This window comes from Vibrio sp. MMH1-50, assembly GCF_022347645.1.
Classification (GTDB): domain Bacteria; phylum Pseudomonadota; class Gammaproteobacteria; order Enterobacterales; family Vibrionaceae; genus Vibrio; species Vibrio harveyi.
On sequence record NZ_JAKRGG010000003.1, the window covers coordinates 105,849 to 125,350 of the forward strand.

The 19,502-nt window shown below is 44.1% G+C and carries 19 protein-coding genes; 3 read left to right on the plus strand and 16 right to left on the minus strand.

The annotated features are described in order from the left end of the window. Nucleotides 1-20 precede the first annotated feature (20 nt). From MHO32_RS03820 to MHO32_RS03880, 13 genes are all read right to left on the minus strand, one after another. Nucleotides 21-965, minus strand: coding sequence for a type II secretion system F family protein (locus tag MHO32_RS03820; protein WP_239210678.1), 945 nt, complete (start codon nucleotides 963-965; stop codon nucleotides 21-23). A gap of 2 nt (nucleotides 966-967) precedes the next feature. Further along, nucleotides 968-1,936 carry a type II secretion system F family protein gene (locus MHO32_RS03825; RefSeq protein ID WP_239210679.1) on the minus strand — a complete coding sequence of 323 codons (969 nt, stop codon included), beginning with the start codon at nucleotides 1,934-1,936 and terminating at the stop codon, nucleotides 968-970. An 11-nt stretch (nucleotides 1,937-1,947) separates the two neighbouring features. Next, nucleotides 1,948-3,396, minus strand: a complete 1,449-nt coding sequence (locus tag MHO32_RS03830) for a CpaF family protein (protein WP_005449081.1) — start codon at nucleotides 3,394-3,396, stop codon at nucleotides 1,948-1,950. A gap of 12 nt (nucleotides 3,397-3,408) precedes the next feature. Beyond that, nucleotides 3,409-4,617 (minus strand): AAA family ATPase, encoded by a 1,209-nt coding sequence (locus MHO32_RS03835; RefSeq protein ID WP_045488808.1) that lies wholly within the window; start codon nucleotides 4,615-4,617, stop codon nucleotides 3,409-3,411. A 12-nt stretch (nucleotides 4,618-4,629) separates the two neighbouring features. Further along, nucleotides 4,630-5,148: a TadE/TadG family type IV pilus assembly protein gene (locus tag MHO32_RS03840; protein ID WP_017817711.1), complete on the minus strand. Its 519-nt coding sequence runs from the start codon at nucleotides 5,146-5,148 to the stop codon at nucleotides 4,630-4,632. Further along, on the minus strand, nucleotides 5,145-5,609 hold the full coding sequence (locus tag MHO32_RS03845) for a TadE/TadG family type IV pilus assembly protein (protein ID WP_053052961.1): 465 nt from the start codon (nucleotides 5,607-5,609) through the stop codon (nucleotides 5,145-5,147). Before MHO32_RS03845 ends, MHO32_RS03840 begins: the two co-directional genes overlap by 4 nt. A gap of 1 nt (nucleotide 5,610) precedes the next feature. Then, nucleotides 5,611-6,873, minus strand: a complete 1,263-nt coding sequence (locus tag MHO32_RS03850) for a TadE/TadG family type IV pilus assembly protein (RefSeq protein WP_239210682.1) — start codon at nucleotides 6,871-6,873, stop codon at nucleotides 5,611-5,613. 25 nt (nucleotides 6,874-6,898) lie between these two features. After that, a complete protein-coding gene (locus MHO32_RS03855) occupies nucleotides 6,899-7,123 on the minus strand; it encodes a hypothetical protein (RefSeq protein ID WP_009707503.1) in 225 nt (74 codons plus the stop codon). 12 nt (nucleotides 7,124-7,135) lie between these two features. Then, the gene (locus MHO32_RS03860) at nucleotides 7,136-8,602 is read right to left on the minus strand and encodes a type II and III secretion system protein family protein (RefSeq protein WP_239210683.1); all 1,467 of its coding nucleotides are present in this window, start codon (nucleotides 8,600-8,602) and stop codon (nucleotides 7,136-7,138) included. Between the two features lie 7 nt (nucleotides 8,603-8,609). Beyond that, complete coding sequence (gene cpaB / locus MHO32_RS03865) at nucleotides 8,610-9,365, minus strand: Flp pilus assembly protein CpaB (RefSeq protein WP_005449090.1); 756 nt, start codon at nucleotides 9,363-9,365, stop codon at nucleotides 8,610-8,612. 12 nt (nucleotides 9,366-9,377) lie between these two features. Next, nucleotides 9,378-10,691, minus strand: coding sequence for an AAA family ATPase (locus MHO32_RS03870; RefSeq protein WP_239210684.1), 1,314 nt, complete (start codon nucleotides 10,689-10,691; stop codon nucleotides 9,378-9,380). Between the two features lie 69 nt (nucleotides 10,692-10,760). After that, on the minus strand, nucleotides 10,761-11,249 hold the full coding sequence (locus MHO32_RS03875; RefSeq protein ID WP_009698707.1) for an A24 family peptidase: 489 nt from the start codon (nucleotides 11,247-11,249) through the stop codon (nucleotides 10,761-10,763). Next, entirely contained in the window at nucleotides 11,249-11,422 is a 174-nt protein-coding gene (locus MHO32_RS03880; RefSeq protein ID WP_005449099.1) for a Flp family type IVb pilin, read from the minus strand. The genes MHO32_RS03875 and MHO32_RS03880 overlap by 1 nt, the downstream gene beginning before the upstream one ends. Nucleotides 11,423-11,754: 332 nt before the next feature. Here MHO32_RS03880 and MHO32_RS03885 point away from each other — a divergent pair, with 332 nt between their 5' ends. Then, nucleotides 11,755-12,480: a helix-turn-helix domain-containing protein gene (locus MHO32_RS03885; RefSeq protein WP_239210685.1), complete on the plus strand. Its 726-nt coding sequence runs from the start codon at nucleotides 11,755-11,757 to the stop codon at nucleotides 12,478-12,480. A gap of 153 nt (nucleotides 12,481-12,633) precedes the next feature. Then, entirely contained in the window at nucleotides 12,634-14,325 is a 1,692-nt protein-coding gene (locus tag MHO32_RS03890; protein ID WP_005449101.1) for an AMP-binding protein, read from the plus strand. A 74-nt stretch (nucleotides 14,326-14,399) separates the two neighbouring features. Here the strand turns inward: MHO32_RS03890 and MHO32_RS03895 are convergent, their stop codons facing one another. After that, nucleotides 14,400-14,609, minus strand: a complete 210-nt coding sequence (locus MHO32_RS03895) for a DUF1127 domain-containing protein (protein WP_239210686.1) — start codon at nucleotides 14,607-14,609, stop codon at nucleotides 14,400-14,402. Between the two features lie 99 nt (nucleotides 14,610-14,708). On the opposite strand from MHO32_RS03895, the gene MHO32_RS03900 reads away from it, so the two are divergent. Next, the gene (locus tag MHO32_RS03900) at nucleotides 14,709-15,638 is read left to right on the plus strand and encodes a LysR substrate-binding domain-containing protein (protein ID WP_017189169.1); all 930 of its coding nucleotides are present in this window, start codon (nucleotides 14,709-14,711) and stop codon (nucleotides 15,636-15,638) included. 120 nt (nucleotides 15,639-15,758) lie between these two features. On the opposite strand, the gene fusA is transcribed toward MHO32_RS03900, so the two are convergent. Next, entirely contained in the window at nucleotides 15,759-17,849 is a 2,091-nt protein-coding gene (gene fusA / locus MHO32_RS03905; RefSeq protein ID WP_005449112.1) for an elongation factor G, read from the minus strand. A gap of 217 nt (nucleotides 17,850-18,066) precedes the next feature. Further along, nucleotides 18,067-19,446 carry a DNA repair protein RadA gene (gene radA, locus MHO32_RS03910; protein WP_005439523.1) on the minus strand — a complete coding sequence of 460 codons (1,380 nt, stop codon included), beginning with the start codon at nucleotides 19,444-19,446 and terminating at the stop codon, nucleotides 18,067-18,069. Nucleotides 19,447-19,502: the final 56 nt, after the last annotated feature.

The following is a 19,502-nucleotide window of genomic DNA, read 5'->3' on the forward strand; positions in this document are numbered from 1 at the left end:
AACAAATCCCTTTTCTGCTCTTATTTAAATGCTTCAGCCAGTGAAATCAGCGCCGGACCTATCGCCACAATAAAAAAACATGGCCAAATAAACAGCACCATTGGAAACATCATTTTCACTGGGATTTTGGCAGCTACCTCTTCCGCTGCTTGTTGGCGCTTATCCCTATAATCTTCGGTGTATTCGCGTAAGGAGTTGACTAGGCTCCCCCCAATTCTTGATGCGTGACTGAGCATACTCACCAGCCCCATCAACTCATCTAACCCTGTTCTATAAACCAGTTCACGAAGTGCTTCAGGCATTGGCTTACCGGCCTGAATTTTGTTACATACAGTATCTACCTCGTCAGCCAACTCAGGGTGAGAAATGACCAGCTCATCTGCAACACGGCGTAACGCGGCATTAAAGCCGAGACCAGACTCTGTACACACCACCAGCAAATCCAACATATCTGGCACCCCAGCACGAATGGCCTTTTGGCGACTATTGATCATGCGGCGAAGAATAAAGTCTGGAATGACAAGTCCGACAAACACCGCCAATGCCATCAAGGTGTAGAGATATTTAGATTCTGGAATGGTTAAGTAAACGAGCACTGCGACCATCACTCCAAAGATGGTGGTCACTGACTTAATGGCGTAGAACATCGACAGCGAATTACTTTGGTGAAAACCCGCATGCATCAGTTTATTACGTGTTGTTTGACGTTCTTTTTCGCTAGTTGGAGAAGTCAGTGGAGCCAATGACTCAAGCGTGTCTGCTACTTTGCTGTTTGTGGGGGTAGCCTCTCTCTTATCACCAGACAGCTCAGCAAGTTTTCTCTTGATCGGCGAATTGACACCAATAATAATCGAGCCAACAGTCACCACCACCAATACCGTCGTAATCAAGATCAATGCAAATAACAGAGTCTCTTGATTTACAGCGAGGTCACTCAACCATCCTTGAATATTTTCTATATCCATAGTTACACCTCAATGTTGACGATTTTTCGAATCCACAAGGTACCAACAAACAAAGACACCATGCCCCCCACGACCATCTTGACTCCCATAGGCGTGGTATGAAGCAATTCAATGTATTCAGGACGTACAAGTGAAATGATGACGTAGAGCCCAAATGGCGCGAGTACAAGCACCCAGGCAGACATTCGAGATTCCGCAGAAATGGTTTTGATTTTTCGCGCCAGTTTGAAACGAGCACGTAAGATTTGAGAAAGCTTCTCAATGTTCTCAACCAAATTACCGCCGGTTTCTTTTTGCAATAGCACCGCACTCGAGAACGCCAGCATTGATACAGTGGGGGTACGCTCTGACATTTGCATTATGGCTAGCCTCAAGTCATAGCCATAGTTTAAGAGGTTGAACGTATTAAGGAACTCAGGTCCAAGCGGTGTACTCATTTCTCTCCCTACCTCACCAAACGCTTGGGTAATGGGTTGACCCGCCTGCAATACACGTTTGATGATATCCAGTGCCTCTGGCAGTTGTTCCTCAAATTTCATCAACCTATCGGCAATCATTTTTTGAAGATAAAAGTAGATAGCAACCCAGCACGCAATGGTGACGCCAACACACATGTACCAGACCTGACCAAACAAGAAGATAACCAGACCAACGGCGACACCTGCAAGAAAAGACAAAAATAAGAAGCGTGTAAAGCCCATCGAAATGCCCGCTAATTCGAGCTTTTTCTTCAAACCATCGAAGAGACTAAAATTCACTAACCAACGCTCTAACGGAGAAAGGTGCTTCAGCGAGTTCTCTCTAAGTAACGAGATACTTTCTTCATCAATGTGCTTGTGGCTATCGTGAATCCGTTTAATTAGTTGTTTATGTTTTACTTTTTTACCCGCAGACGGAAGTATTAACGCTTGGCTAATAAAGAAAACAGACAAAAATAACAGCACAAGAAAAAGTGGGAATTGGCTTTCCATAGCGCACTCTCCTAACGGGCTTTTTCGTTAAAGATTTCGAATGGTACGTCTAAGCCTCGTTTAACAAGATGATCGTGACAGCTAGGGACAATCCCTGTGGCTTCATAGTCCCCAAGAACGTTGCCTTCTTTGTCTACCCCTTTTCGACGGAAGGTGAAGATTTCTGACATGGTGATCACTTCTCCTTCCATACCATTAATTTCCTGCAAACTGACCATACGGCGCTTACCATCTTCTTGTCGTTCCATCTGGACAACGATGTTGATTGCTGAAGCTATCTGCGCTCTTAAGTTTTTCGTTGATACGTTCCACCCTGCCATGGAAAACATGTTTTCAATTCGACTCAATGCATCACGAGGGGTGTTAGCGTGGATCGTCGCAAGAGAACCATCGTGACCCGTATTCATCGCCGAAAGCATATCCACCGCCTCAGCACCACGAACCTCACCAATAACGATACGATCAGGGCGCATACGCAGTGAGTTTTTAACGAGATCACGCTGAGAGATTTCCCCTTTTCCTTCGATATTCGAAGGGCGCGTCTCAAGGCGAATGATATGTGGTTGTTGCAATTGAAGCTCCGCTGAATCCTCAATCGTCACGATACGCTGATCACTTGGGATAAACCCAGAAAGAATGTTCAATGTCGTCGTCTTACCTGAACCTGTACCGCCAGAGATCAAGATGTTCATTTCCCCAACAACAGCGGCATTGAGAAACTTACCCATTTCTGGCGATAGCGAGTTCAGTTCAAGCAAGTTATCCATATTGAGCCTTTCTACGGCAAAACGACGAATAGAAACGGAAGGTCCATCAATAGCTAAAGGAGGGATGATGGCATTGAAACGAGAGCCATCCTTCAAGCGTGCATCCACCATAGGTGACGCTTCATCAATACGTCGACCTACTTGACTTACAATACGGTCAATAATATTGCGCAGGTGGCGCTCATCTAAAAAGGTGTGCGGCGTTTTCTCCAGCTTACCGAAGCGTTCAACATAAATGTTTTTCGGACCATTGACTAAAATATCGGAAATGGTTGGGTCATCTAAAAGCGGCTCAAGTGGACCAAGACCAAATACTTCATCCTCAATTTGGTGAATCACGCGGTTACGCGCTTCCGAGCTTAGGGGGTGAGTTTGGTCTTCCGCAATTAATTGAACTACGGCTTCCCTAAGCTCTTCTTTTGCTCGGTCTTCTTGCAGGTGGGAAAGTAGACCTAGATCCAAAGTATCGAGTAACTTTTTATGATAGTAATGTTTGATGGCAAGATCTTGTTCCAGCAGTTTTTTCTGCTCTTCAATCGCTTTTAGCTTAGCTTCAACCGGAGACATCGATGCTTTCTCTGCGCTCGATTCTTCACTTTCGACACGTTCAACGTCTTTATCTTTTGTTTGTGACTCTTTTTCGGCATCGACCTGACCAAACGCACTTCCGACGCTTTTTCTTTTGAAAAACATGACTCCCCCTTATTAAGAAAATAATTTCTTAATCCAACTTTGATTTTCCTTGGTTGGGCTTTCCAATAAATGTGAGATTTCAGCTAACGATGCTTTTATCGCACTGTTTTTCTTAGATTGAACAATTGGGTTACCTAAATTTGCACTCTCAATCGCGATAGCGAAATTATTTGGAACTAAGTGTATTGAGTGCCCACCAACAGCATTTTCAATATCTTTCAATGAAATGGTCGATTTTTTTTCGAATCGATTAACGATAAGTTCGACCTGATGATTATTTAAACCATAGTCCAGTTCTAAGGTTCTAATGTAATTTACTGCGTGTTTTACCGACGTGACGTTCTGTTGCATGACCAAGAATATATGGGTCGCCGGAGAGACAATCTGTTGAAAAACATGCTCAACACCATGAGACATATCAACAATAATATGTGAATAGAACTGTCTAAGAATCGGTAGTAATTTACTCACATCACTGGCATATCTATGATTATTCTGCAAATTACCCTGCTCAAAGCATAAATAATTTAACCCTGAAGGGTGCTTATGGACGAGCCCCTCTAATGAGAGTTCGTCCAAGTCATTAACGGAATCGATAACATCATTGATATTATATTTTGGCTTGCAGTTTAGGTAATCAGCGGCGTCACTGAACTGCATATCGAGATCAACCAGCAACACGTTACTCTTCGCATAACTGGATAGCTCGATCGCTGTATTGAGCGCTAGTGTTGTTGCACCTGAACCGCCTTTGGTATTGATAAATAAGGTTAGGTCACCCATTTTCTTGTTATAGACTTTTTCTTCTGCAGTGGATTTGAGCAGCGGGTAAAGCTCACCTAAATCAACCGTGCGTGAGAAGTAATCTGTCGCCCCTAATCGCAGCGCCATCTTTAAAGAGGCGGTGTCCGATTCATCACCAAAGACGATCAATGCAGTATGGTTGTGCTGCAAATTACTATCGCTAGAATAAACATGAGCGACCTTCTGAGCCCAACTTTCGCCAGTTTCAATGTAAATAAGATCTGGAATTTGCTTATTCTTAACCAAATCAAGGTTAAATAAACTGAGTTCAATCCATTCAATATTAACATTGACACATTGGGACAACTCATTCGTTAAATGCACTTTGAAATTGGACGTAGAATATACAACCCAAACTATCAAGTTTGTCTTTAAGTTTTTATAACTATCTTGGTTCATCTTTATTGACTTAAGCATATTCCCACCCCATCAGCAATTCTCTTTTACGCTAGTGCCTTCTGGTCTTAAAACACCCAAACTTTCAGCTGGTAATATTGTCTCAAAAGCAGGTGTTGTTCCTACAGCATTAATTAAAGCAGCCAAAACAAAAAACTGAAAAGTATAATTAACCGCTCGTGCTCTAACGTATTTAATCTGAGAAAACTGAGAGTTCAATGTTGCACTGTCTGCCGGTGGATTGGACAAAAAACCAGATACGTCGACATTACTGCCGTTGGAATCAAGATACGCTATCTCTAAATTTTCAGCTGTAAAACCAGAAGGATATAAGTCCGAAACTGCAGGCAAGTTTGGGATATCATCTCGATCAGCAATGTAACAAACCGTCGCTAATCGTGCCGCTCTTCTGGTGACCTCATTTACCATCTGAACAGAGAAGAAATAGAGGGCAAATTCCATAATCAAAAACAGCACCAAAATGACAGCAAGTGCAATAATGGAAAACTCTACTTGAGTGACTCCTTTCTGCTTCTTTTTCATTCGAATCATGGTCCAGTCCTCATACTTGAAGATGCCCCGATGCTGAACTGCAAAGACTCACCAGAAAAAGGCAAAGACGAAAATATAGGCACATAATCATATGTAGCTGAAACGGTGACTTGTTTTGTCGCTGCTGTCGGTTGTGTAATCGTGATATCACCTACACCAATATGATCAATTACTGGTGTCCCTCCTCCTGTAGGCTTTCCGTATACAACCACATTTTTGATACTGGACTCATCCGCTATCGCACTAAAGTCTAGCGTGCCGTAAGTATCAACCAGTGCGTACCTTGCACCATTTTGCAGCGCTTTATTTACCTCTGTGTATTGGATAAATGCACGGCATACATCGATAATTAGAACACTCATAATAAGCAATATAGGTAATGCAATAATAAACTCGATGATCGCAAGCCCCCTTTGCGATGCCATGATGTGTTTTGGTGACGAGCTGAATAGCTTTTTCATATCATGACGCTCCCGAGAACGGGTCTTTATACAACTGAATCTTGTACAGCCCTTTATCTGTAGGGTCAGTTCCTGTAGAGCCATTGTTGATCACGCAATCTTCTAAGAATTGACCAAATATTTGGGATTCATTACCTTTTTGCTTCACTTCTTGAAGAAGAAAGAAGCATCCTAACCCCAACACCGTAACTGATTGCTTACCGCCAGTAGTAGAGTCACAATCGATAATCGGAACTCTCAAAATCCTGCGACCACTGGAGCCATCAGCGTCATAATGTGAATTGTTACAAGCTCCACCAGACTCACAACTGGCTAGAGCGGCAACATAATCAGCGTAATAAAAACTACTGTTTTGGAATGTGTTCTCATTAAGATTAGGTGACGGTTCCTCAGTGTATTTATCGCTTTTAACCGTACCACCTTCTTGAGTCGGTCCATTAAACTTACCAAACCTAGTATTAATACCTTGTGCAACAGGTCCAGTCCCTTTACCCGTTTCTGTATCAATGTTATTCCCTATGGTAATGCAGTTGTTTGTAGCACCAGCAAATGCATCACGAACAGCATTTTTACCCGATGTACCAAGGTCCAATAGATGAAAATTACCTGGACCAATTCCTCCACTCTTGTGATCGGCAGGTTTCATTTGGTAAAGCGTGCTAGGAATTCTATCCACGGTAGGATCATAACCAGGTTGCGGAACATAACCCCAAGTTGTATTTGGTGAACTCGTATCAGCACACATAGCTATTGGTGATATGTTGCAAGTATATGTGATAGCAGCACTACGCCCCGCCACAGCACTTGCAGATACGTTTTTATTAATCCCGAAGAGATCACTCAAATACTGCGTTAAACCAATATCTGTCACTGCTACTCGGACATAAATGTCATACTCACCTGAGATTGGAGGCGTAAAACTCGCAGCACTCACAAATGTCGATCTATCTGTCGAAAACGTCACAGCAGTATTACTATCTGTGAAGGTTAATTCCGCATTTCCTTCAGACGCTGAAATGCTCGTTAATGTTGCTCTAGCCGCATTCTCAGCCGCTGAAACATTTCCGTTATCATCAACGACAACAGCACCAGCTAGTGCTGCAGCATCAACCGCATTTTGTAAACGCGTTTTGTTTAAGACTTGGTGGTTAAGGTCAATACCAAACGCCGCCATGCCCAATAAAATCAGCAATACCATGCTGATCAACACCAAGGTAATCCCTTTTTGAGTTCGCCTTGTTGCCCTTTGCATTTTCCGTCGCATAGCCCCTCCTAAGTGAGAAAATCACTTAATCATCTTTGGCTACCCCGTTGTTGTCATATACCTCTAAACTGGTCTGCGTACGTTGTCCGCTCCCTTCTGGCAGATACCCAAGATTCTCGTACCATGCTTCCGGATTCAGTGTTTGTTCTGCACGTAGCTGACTAACAGAGATACCAAGCTCAGGGTCATTCGCACAGCCAAACAAGCCGAATGAAGTAAAACAAATGGTCATTATCATTATGTTTTTCATCTTATCCTCCACTTATAGGCTGTGCCCGAATTTGCCCTCAGAGCCACCTTCTGACGAACCGTATTGATCAAAACGATTGTTTGTTTCTTCTTCTCTAATTTCATTGAGTTGGTATCGTTCAAAATCCAACTCGGCACCTTTACCTAACAGATAAAACTCCACATCGTTAGGGCTAACAAAACCATCCGTCGGCAAGGTAATTCGACGGCGGTCAATTGGGGTCGCGAGCCTTGGTGTCACTAAAATAACAAGCTCGGTTTCACCGGATGTAAACTCTTCACTCTTGAACAGTCGACCTAGAACAGGAAGATCACTCGCTCCAGGGATACCATCAGCAACATTACGCGCGTTTTCACTCAATAAGCCTGCAATACCAATGGTCTGCCCATCAGCAAGCTCAATTGTTGTACCTGCGCTTCGTTTAGTAATTGGCGGGATAAAGAAAGTCGCATTGACTTCATTCGGGTTGAAGGTCAATACACCAGAGTTGGAGATTTCACTGACGTTGACATTCATCTTCAAGTTAATACGCTTATCGCTAAGGATATAAGGCACGAAATCGAGTTGAACACCGTATTCTTTGTAGTCAATCGTGATGCCATCTTCATTTGGTACTGGGATAGGAAATTCACCACCAGCAACAAATTCGGCTTGTGTTCCACTCAAAGCAGTAAGGCTTGGCTCGGCAAGGACTTTTGCAACACCATTTTGTCTGGCAACGTCTAATGCAAACGTAAACAGTGTATTGCTATCGATGAATGAACCAAGGAAACCAAAATCTTCCACTGTTGGCACGTTCAAAATAGGACCGATATTATCGATACCGCCACCAGCAGTGGTTGCTCCCCATGTAAAGTCGCCACTCTTTTGAAAGAAATGAAAGTTTGAGTCAAAACGACGAACCAGTGTGCGTTGAACTTCAGCTACCGTCACTTCAAGCGTCACTTGCTGTGCGCCACCAATGCTCAAGAGATTGATCACCATACTGTCATCTCTTGTATCATCCTCATCTTCTTTTTCATCCGCGGCATCACCTGCTGCAAACGTTTCTGCAATCTTGACGGCGATATCCATATTTTGCTGATTGCTGACTAAGCCCCTTAGTACCACTTTTTCCTGCGCACTGTGGACCTCAATACTTTCGTCTGGGAGGAATTGGTAGAGTTTCGATTTCAGCGTGTTGAGATCATGGGTCACTTCGACATTAAACTGCTCAATTAAACGTCCTCTGCTATCCCAAACTGAAACGTTCGTGGTGCCAAGCTTTTTACCGACTAAAAATAGCTCGTTGGAACGCAAAACAATAATGTCTAATACCTCAGGGTCCCCTAATGTCACCTTTTTCGCCTTACCAGAAATAATTAACTGGGTTGACTGGTGATGAGCAACACTCACCACTTTCCCTGACTGCGCCGGTGCTGCATTCACAGACAAGCTGACAAAAAGTAACTGGCTAATGAGTAATATTATTCTTTTCATAAATCACCTAATTACTGACTCGGACATTGGATGCCTGAGATCCCTTAATAATGGTCACACTAGGTCTCGGTGTGTATTTTCGTGCAACGGGTGGTTTATCGACTTCATGAGGGTTGCGTAAAGCAAGCTGAATCGTGCCTTTGCTGTTTTCGGATAGCAGCTTTTCCGCCTCTTTCGGTGTCACTTCTAACGTCACAGCACGCACGATTACAGGTTTGTTATCATTGGTTTTCGCGGTTTGGTCTACGGCTAGAACTTTGATGTTTTTTAAGACTGTTTTGGTGGAAGCGTTTTTGCCTTTACCAGAACTGATGGTATTGAGAATATCGACTTTATTCCCAGGCAAAAGGAAGCCGGCAACCCCAATAACGTCATTAACTCGAATAGTAATCGCACGTTTGTTCTCTGGGATTAATGCAGCGAGCGTCGCCCCTTCTCCCGGCTGAGCAAGTCGATTTGGATTCACCATTTCTCCTGAATAGATGGTGTTTGCAACAATGCGACCAACCGCTTGCTCCGGTACTTTTAATGTTTCTTCTTTAATCCAATCCACTTCCATCAATTTGGTGGTTAGATGCTTTGCTTCTAAAACAGTGCCAGGCTCTAGTTCCATCGCAGCCACCAGTACCGGATGTCTTTCGACTTCTTCGAGTTCTACTGTTGGTTGGTTTTGACCATCAATCCATTGTTTTGCAATCAAAACAGCGGCAAGACCAAACACAATGGAGAGCAGCAATAACATGACAACTTGAGTCTTACTCATAACTAAATCTCCCTATTCATCCACTGTAAAATACAGCGCCCAAGCTCGGGTTAACGTGTCTGGAGAGACAAGCTTCTTTTTATCTTCAAACACTAAAATATCGCGACTGATTCCCAACAAATCTTTCGGTAAACAAGGGAAGAAAGGAACATGATTGTCGCGGTGTAATTGATGTAATGTGTCAAAAAAATCAGGACCAAGTGCCATCTTGAGGTCGCCAGATAAAGACAACCACAGAGCTTTGTAGTCTTCAGGGCTCAAAGGCTTAAACTCTATTTTGTAACCGAGTCGACGCAAGAAGGCTGGATCGGCCAACTGGCTCGGTGCAAAGTTAGAAGAGAAGGCTAATGTCAGCATGAAAGGAACAGTGACTTGTTGACCATTGGGAAGTGCTAGGTGGTCGAATAAATATTCCATCGGAACAATCCAACGGTTTAACAACGCGTCAACTGGCATCGCTTGGCGACCTAAATCATCAATGACGAGAATTCCGTTGTTAGCCATCATCTGCAGAGGGGCATTCCAGACCCGATAATGCTCACTATGGTTAACTTCCAGCATGTCCATGGTGAGCTCGCCACCAACTTGAATATTTGGTCGCTCACATAAAACCCAACGCTTGTCGTAATGGGTTTCAAGCTTTACAAACACTTTGGAATGAGAGTTATCCAGTCGGCGATGGTGTTGCTCAGAGAAGACTTTAATGATGTTGCCGTCTGCATAAACTGCATAAGGGATGAACACGGATGTACTCATTGCATTGAGAACTCTCGCAGCGACAAAACTTTTGCCCGTACCAGCATGCCCATATAACAACATTGCTCGACCTGAATTGATGGCAGGACCTAGAATGGGGATTAGACGCTCAGAGCCAAAAACATCTGAAAGTGCGCGCTCAACATCGACACGAGTAATGGGATGCTTGCGAAGATCTTGCCCTTCTACCACCTCCCAATATTCTTCCAAGGAAACGGGTATCGGACCAACATAGGCATCTTTTCTAAACGCAATATCGGCTTCCGCCAGACCAAGCTCTGTCAGGCTGTATCGAACGTTTGTGTAGGTGTTGCTGAGCTTGTCACTGGTCGGTTGATAGACCTCAACCCAACTGCGCTTTCTCAGTTGTGCTAGCGCTAAATCTACAATCGTGGAGACCACTCCCAACCGTTGAGTCAACTCGACTAAATCGATTTTAGGATATGCAGACAAGTGTTTTAACACTAAATTTTCGACAACCGAAACTGGTATGCCAAGCCCTTCAATATTTGATGGGACTTTCGGCGGCGTTATTTGCGGCACAAGTTTTTCCCAATACACAGACCCCATTACAATTCCCCTCTGTACGTTGCCTAGTCAACTGAATATCTAACGCCAGTCTTTGTAATTTTTGTTGTTTTAATGTGTGTAGGAGAAATACGCTAATCCAATAACGATTACAGGTGCGAAAGGAATAACCAGCGGTTGTGCCGATTTCAATCCGGGAGTCACTTTGTATAAGCAATATCCCTTCACTTGATCTGAAAACTTCACGTAGGAGGATGAAACATGGAGAGCTAAGTAAAATAAGCTCACCACTCCTCCAGCAAGAATGATTCCGATAGATGCGTCCCCTAAATTACTCAACCCTATCCAAGCCCCTAATACGGCGAGTAACTTAACATCTCCTCCAGCCATTACTTTAAACAGATAAAGAACAAAGCAGACTGCAAACGCAACCAACCCGCCATAGAAATGATCTAGACCATTAGTACTAGGACTGAGTAATGCGCTTGCAGCAACAACGATTAACAGCAATAAAACGGCTTTGTTTGGTATCCGATGCTTTTGCGCATCAGACACGCCTATCGCAAAAAGTAATGACCAAATGACAATCTCTAGCGTCATTACGAATTGTTGATTTGAGATGCCACTGATGTGAACTTACCAGACAGCGTAGTCCAGAAGCCTGATGTCAAAAATGCAGTCACAATAAGTGCAGCACCTAGGATGTACTCAAGTAGAGTTAGACCTTCTTCATCTTCCATGAAGTCCTTGATTAGGTTGCGAAAGTTTTCCATAAGATATCCCCTTTTTAATGATTCTCGCTCGTTGATGACTCGGCTTACATGTGCGCCTAAATCATGTCTAAACCTTAGTCATCGAAAATTTGGGGAGTTAGGACTTTCTTGCCAAGCACTAGCACTTTCTTGCTAGAGAGGGCAACAAAATGCATCTGTAGCAAATGTGAGACACTCACCACATCAATATGTGACACCTTTCACACTTGCAGGATATCTATATAAGCCTAAGCTTAATAAACGAAAGGTTTAGTTTTTAGCCTCACGGATCGAGGTTAGTTAAAGCCTTTTACGATCGACCTTCGGCAAAGTTCAAAATAAATGGAAGCAACATGACAGAACTTATAAAGGCCTACTGGATTGGAGACGCTCCTCAATCCCTGCCCAACACCTTTCGCTCAGTATTAGAGAGTACCTTCACCCTGATTAAGAGTGGTGATGACGTCTCGGTATTGAGTGACAGAGCATTCACTTATTTCTTTTACTGCCAATCATCAGAACACCATAGACCTCAGAAAAGCCTCCTTACTCTTTGCAAGAACCTTGATAAAAAGCTTATCGTGATCCATCAAGGTCAGCAGGAAAGCAATTTGCCACCAGAGCATATTGTGGCTGAATATCATCACGTAGAAATGGACTCGACGTACGAGTGGATATCTCAAATCAAACTCAAATACTTTTCTCCTGAAAATTTCGATGAACAATTTCTTTCGTCGGTGAGCGCTTTAACTAAAAACGGTAAGTCTAATTTTGTCGATGTTGTCCACTATATCGCGAACAATGTACACAAAGATCTAAGAGAGGAAGAAGCCGCAGCACTTTGCCATTATTCCCCGAATTACTTTTCTAAACTCTTTCACCGAAAAGTTGGAATGTGTTTTCGCGATTACATCACGGAAAAGCGCATCTCTCTTGCCAAGAAAATGCTTACAGAAGAAGACTCAATGAAAATTGCCTATATTGCGTATCAATGCGGCTACCGTGACGTCTCGTATTTTTCTCGCATCTTCAAAAAGAAAACCGGACTTTCACCCGCAAGCTATCGACAACAGTTTTAAAGAATGACGACTTGGGCAACTTTGCCTTCTCTAACGTAACCTTTCCCACAGATTTCATCAAAATGCATTCCCGTATAATGATTTAACATGCTAAAGTTAACAATGTTTTAACAACTATAAATACAAACGAGAGAAGACATGGAGTCATCTACAATGAATCAGCCTAACCTAGAACAGACCGCTGGTTGCGCTCTCCCGCCGCCAAATGAAATGATCCTTAAATGGGCAGAGGAACGCCCAAATGAGGTTTACTTAAAACAAATCATTAATCGACAGTTTGTTGAATTTACTTATGCCGAGGTCGCCGATAAGGCGCTTAAACTGGTTACCGCTCTGCGCAACTTGGGTGTTCAACCCGGTGAAAAAGTCGCATTGGTTTCGAAGAACTGTGCCGAATGGTTTATCTGCGATTTAGCCATGATGCTTGGCGACTACGTGAGTGTGCCAATTTTCCCGACAGCTGGCGCTGACACCATTGAGTACTGTGTTACCCACAGCGAAAGTAAAGCACTGATTGGCGGTAAGTTAGATGATCCAGCGGCAACGCAACAAGTGATCGATTCAATGCCAGATTTAATTAGCATTGCACTTCCTTACGATACTGCGCCGAAATGCCAATATCAGTTTACTGAGATTATTGCCGACGTAGAGCCAAGCGCAGAGCGTCCACAACACCATGATGACAAGCTTATGTCTCTCGTGTACACCTCAGGTACGTCAGGGCTGCCGAAAGGTGCAATGCTGACATACGGCGCGTTCAGTTGGTCCGTTCAACAACTGATCAATCACATTGGCATCCAAGAAAACGATCGATTGTTCTCTTATTTACCACTCGCTCATATCACAGAACGAGTTTACATCTTCGGTTCATCGATTATGGGTGGCGTAACGACGGCTTTCCCTGAGTCACTCGATACTTTCATTGAAGATGTCAAAATGCATCGCCCGACACTCTTCATCTCTGTACCGCGATTGTGGACACTGTTCCAGCAACGTATTCAAGACAAACTTCCTCAGAAAAAGCTCAATATTCTGCTGAAGATCCCATTCGTTAATTCACTGATTAAGAAGAAATTGGCGGATGGTCTCGGCTTAGATCAAGCCCGCGTCCTTGGTTGTGGTTCTGCCCCAGTGTCACCAGCACTACTTGAGTGGTACCGCAGTGTTGGTCTAAACATCACTGAAGCTTGGGGGATGACAGAGTCTTTCGCCTACAGCACACTAAACTACCCATTCCGCGCCGATAAGATTGGCTCTGTGGGCAATGCCGGACCAGGTATTGAACTTAAGATCGCTGACGATGATGAGATCATGGTTCGCGGCAAAGGGCTGTTCTCTGGCTACTACAAAAATGACATCGCGACACAAGAGTCGTTTGACTCAGAAGGATGGCTTCATACTGGTGACATCGGTTCAATAGATGCGGATGGTTACCTCACCATTCAAGGTCGTAAAAAAGACACCTTCAAAACTGCCAAAGGTAAGTTTGTTGCTCCGGTTCCTATCGAGAAGAAACTGTTTGAGTATAGCCGCGTCGAAATGATGTGTTTGATCGGCTTAGGCTTGCCAGCACCCATTTTATTAGTTGTGCCACATGACTTCCCGAACTTTGATAAAGAACGTTACGCCCGCACCACACGCAAGGTTGTCGCTCGCATGAACCAAGAACTTGAATCGCACGAGCAAATCAAAGGGGTATTGATGATCCAAGACCCGTGGAGTATTGAAAACGGCATTCTAACACCGACCTTGAAGATCAAACGCCACGTTCTTGAGCAAAAATATCATGAAATCGGACACAACTGGCCAAAAGGCGAACTGGTTGTATGGGAAGAAGATTTATAATCTCTTACTCACACTCCGAGAACCAACAATTCAAACGCTCCCATAAAGGGAGCGTTTTTCATTTTGGACGATGATCAATCACGCCAAAATGGTTTCTGAATTTCCTTTTGGACTTCAGTTTCGTTGTAGCCGATATCATCCAAAAGGTGGGGAGGTAACTCAGACAAATGACGGCGTGTACGGTAGTTTTTTCTCCATACGGCTAATTTAGAAAAGATATACTGAACTAAACCCTTGCGTGGCTTCGATGCTAAGTGACCACAGGTTTGCGTTGCATTGTTCATATACCCTCCTTGATTCATTCACATTGACCACTTAATAATCAGTGACTACCCTGTTATTCTCAAACGATAGAATCTGACATTGAGTTAAGGAAAACTAATGTGAAAGAACGCATGCCTCCGCTACAAGGGCTGTATTATTTCTACATCGCGGCAAAGGAAGGCAGTTTTAAAGCGGCTGCCAAATACTTATTTGTCACACCAGCAGCGATTAGCCAACAGATACGTCAATTGGAAGAGTTTCTGGGTACCGACTTGTTTGTGCGCCAACATCGAAAGATACTGCTCACCGCAGAAGGCGACTTGCTGTTTGCCCAAGCCGAACGAGGTTTCAATCACCTCCAACAGGGTGTGCGATTAATTAACCAAGATCCCAACCCGAATCATCTCTCCATCTCAACACTGCCTTCTTTTGCTCATCATTGGTTAGTACCAAGGATTGCTGCATTTCGACAACGACATCCAGATATCTCGCTACTCATGGAGCCAACGAATGAACTGGTTTCATTTCAAGATAGCCAGATAGATCTCTGTGTTCGTTATGGTCATGGAGACTACCCGAATCTCGAATCACAATGGCTGATGGATGAAGTCTTCTACCCTGCCTGCCATCCCATCTACCAAAAAGAGCATGGTATCTACAGCGTCCAAGATTTAAATAAAGCAGAGTTGATCGAAGATTTATGGCCGGACTTAGACTGGAACATGTGGCTCAACACATTAGGTCATAAAGCGGCAAAACCAACGCTCAAGTACAGTGGCTCGCATTTGGTTTTAGAAGGTGCTCTTTCGTTGCAAGGCGTAGCGTTGGTCAAGCACAGCTTGGCTTATCGATACATCCAAGAAGGAAAACTGGTAAGAATCGGTGACATAGGCATTCAGCCTAAGTATGCCTATTACCTTTGTGCGCCGACAGGGTATTTAAAGCGTCAAAAAACACAGTTATTTAGTCAATGGATAAAAGAAGAGATTGCTGAATTTGAACGCAGTACCGTTCGAGACTTTGAAACGATTCAATTAAAAGAAGAATGAAGTAAGCAATAAATTTTGGACAACACCAGCTCCGTTCAGATAGACAAGTAAACAGATGTTAGATAGTAAAAAGCCCCGCACTAGGCGGGGCTTTGATGTCTTACAGAGTTAACTTAAGAATTACTTCTTAGCGTTACGCTCTTTAACGTCAGCAATTACTTGCTCAGCAACGTTGTTTGGACATGGCGAGTAGTGTGAGAACTCCATAGAGAACTGACCACGGCCAGAAGTCATAGTACGTAGAGTACCGATGTAACCGAACATTTCTGATAGAGGTACATCACCCTTGATACGTACGCCAGTAGTACCAGCTTGTTGGTCTTTGATCATACCACGACGACGGTTAAGGTCACCGATTACGTCACCAACGTGATCTTCTGGAGTGAACACGTCAACTTTCATGATTGGCTCAAGAAGTTGCGCGCCAGCTTTAGGCATAGACTGACGGAATGCGCCTTTAGCAGCGATTTCGTAAGCGATAGCTGAAGAGTCAACTGCGTGGAAGCCACCGTCGAATAGTTCAACTTCTACGTCTAGAGTTGGGAAGCCAGCTAGAACACCGTGTTCCATCATGCTAGCGAAGCCTTTCTCTACTGCAGGCCAGAATTCTTTAGGTACGTTACCACCAACAACTGTTGATTTGAACGTGAAGCCTGAACCAGTTTCGCCTGGTTTGATACGGTAGTCGATCTTACCGAACTGACCAGAACCACCAGACTGCTTCTTGTGCGTGTAGCTGTCTTCGATTGCTTGAGTGATTGTTTCACGGTAAGCAACTTGAGGAGCACCTACTTCTAGCTCAACGCCGTAAGTACGTTTTAGGATATCTACTTTGATATCTAGGTGAAGTTCACCCATACCACGTAGGATAGTTTCGCCAGATTCTTCATCAGTCTCTACTTGGAATGATGGGTCTTCTGCAACCATCTTACCGATCGCGATACCCATCTTCTCGCTGCCGCCTTTATCTTTAGGCTTAACTGCGATAGAGATTACTGGATCTGGGAAGATCATTGGTTCTAGAGTACATTCGTGCTTAGGATCACATAGAGTGTGACCAGTTTGAACGTTCTTCATACCAACTACAGCGATGATGTCACCAGCTTGAGCTGAATCGATTTCGTTACGCTCGTCTGCGTGCATCTCAACCATACGGCCGATACGCTCAGTTTTACCAGTTGCAGAGTTAAGGATTGTGTCACCCTTCTTCATGCGGCCTGAGTAAACGCGGATAAACGTTAGAGCACCGAAGCGGTCGTCCATGATCTTGAACGCAAGCGCTTTTAGTGGCTCGTCTGCAGATACTTTTGCTACTTCGCCAGTTGGCTCACCAGTTTCTGAATCTGTTAGAGGCTGTGGATCAACTTCTGTTGGTGATGGTAGGTAATCTACTACCGCGTCAAGAATAAGTTGGATACCTTTGTTCTTGTACGCTGAACCACAGTAAGTTGGGAAGAATGCTAGGTCACGTGTACCTTTACGGATACAACGTTTGATGTCTTCTAGAGATGGCTCTTCGCCTTCTTCTAGGTAAGCCATCATTAGATCTTCGTCTTGCTCTAGAGCAGTTTCGATTAGCATTTCACGGTATTCAGCCGCTTTCTCAACTAGATCAGCAGGGATGTCTTGAACTTCGTAGTTCTCTGGCTGGCCAGACTCGTCCCATACGTAAGCTTGTTGGCTTAGTACGTCAACAACACCTACGAAATCTTCTTCGATACCGATAGGTAGAGTCATTACTAGTGGAGTAGCACCTAGAACGTTTTGTACTTGGTCAACAACTTTGTAGAAGTCTGCGCCCATACGGTCTAGTTTGTTAACGAAGATCAGACGAGATACGTGTGATTCGTCAGCGTAACGCCAGTTAGTTTCTGACTGAGGCTCAACACCACCAGAACCACAGAATACACCGATACCACCGTCAAGTACTTTTAGAGAACGGTAAACTTCGATAGTGAAGTCAACGTGTCCAGGAGTATCGATGATGTTTAGACGGTGATCGTTCCAGAAACAAGTTGTTGCTGCAGACTGGATTGTGATACCACGCTCAGCTTCCTGCTCCATGAAGTCAGTAGTAGTTGAACCGTCGTGAGTGTCACCGATCTTATGGATCTTACCAGTTAGCTTTAGGATACGCTCTGTAGAGGTAGTTTTACCCGCGTCTACGTGAGCAAAAATACCAATGTTTCTGTATTTTGATAAATCAGTCATTGTCTTACTCTGTTAATAAGGTATAAAGTGCGCGCAGAGTATATCACATTCTGTCAATACTGATACCCTTGCGTGCGGATGGAAGAAAAAAAATTTTAACGTCGATTTTCCGTCCTCAAATAATAGTCAAACTTCGCAATATGTGTGCTTAATTCGACAATAATGAGGACAGATTCAACATTATTGTTACCCCTAGAATTGGGGCACAAGATAGCGTTTACAACTCATCAAATGCTTCGATAGCTTCCGATAGTTTTTTCACGCCGTGGATTTGCATGCCAGGAATACCGCCCTTGGGCATATTCGCTGCAGGAACGATTGCTTTCTTAAAGCCGTGCTTAAACGCTTCATTCAAACGCTCTTGCCCACTTGGTACAGGTCGAATCTCACCCGCCAAGCCCACTTCCCCAAACACCACCACATCTTTTGGTAGTGGACGGTCGCGGAAACTCGATAAAAGCGCCATAACTAACGCAAGGTCAGCACTGGTCTCTGTGACTTTGACGCCACCAACGACATTCACAAATACATCTTGGTCTGCCATTTGTAGACCACCATGCTTATGCAGTACCGCTAGTAATAAAGAGAGACGGTTTTGTTCTAAGCCAACCGCGACACGACGTGGGTTTGCCAGTTGTGAATAGTCTACTAGCGCTTGAATCTCTACTAATAGAGGGCGCGTACCTTCCCAAACAACCATCACGGAGGAACCCGACGTCTCCTCTTCACCACGAGAAAGGAAGATCGCTGATGGGTTGTTCACTTCTTTTAACCCTTGCCCTGTCATGGCAAAAACACCGAGCTCGTTCACTGCACCAAAACGGTTTTTGTGACTACGAAGCGTACGGAAACGGCTATCAGTCCCACCATCTAGCAAGACGGAGCAGTCAATAATGTGCTCAAGTACTTTAGGTCCCGCAAGGGTACCATCTTTTGTTACGTGACCAACAATAAAGACAGCAACATTGTTTTGCTTTGCGTAACGCGTCAAGGCGGTTGCCGATTCACGTACTTGAGCGACACTCCCCGGTGAGGATTGAACATCAGAAACGTGCATAACCTGTATCGAGTCGATAACCATAATGCGTGGTTGCTCTTTCTCTGCAATTTGGCAGATCTTATCGACATTCGTTTCTGACAGCATCTTTAAATGCTCTTTTGGCAAACCAAGACGGGAAGCACGCATCGCAACTTGCTGAAGTGATTCCTCACCCGTTACATACAGCGTAGGCATTTGCGCCGACAACAAACACATGGTTTGTAGAAGTAACGTTGACTTACCTGCCCCTGGGTTACCACCAATCAAAATCGCCGCACCAGGAACCACACCACCGCCAAGCACACGATCGAGTTCTTTAAACCCACTGGTGAAACGCGGCACTTCTTGCAGATCAATCTCGGAAAGCGTCTGAACTTTTGATTCCGTCGCTGAGCCTGCATAACCAGATAAGCGTTCATTGCGCGCTACCGTTGGCGATGCAGCAATACGAACTTCAGTAATCGTGTTCCATGCACCACACGCATTACACTGCCCCTGCCAACGTGGGAAATCTGCGCCACAATCATTACAAACATACGCTCGTTTTGCTTTCGCCATGATGCCTCGATTTTTTCAACACTCGGTTTTTTCAACAAATGTGACCAAGCACTGCC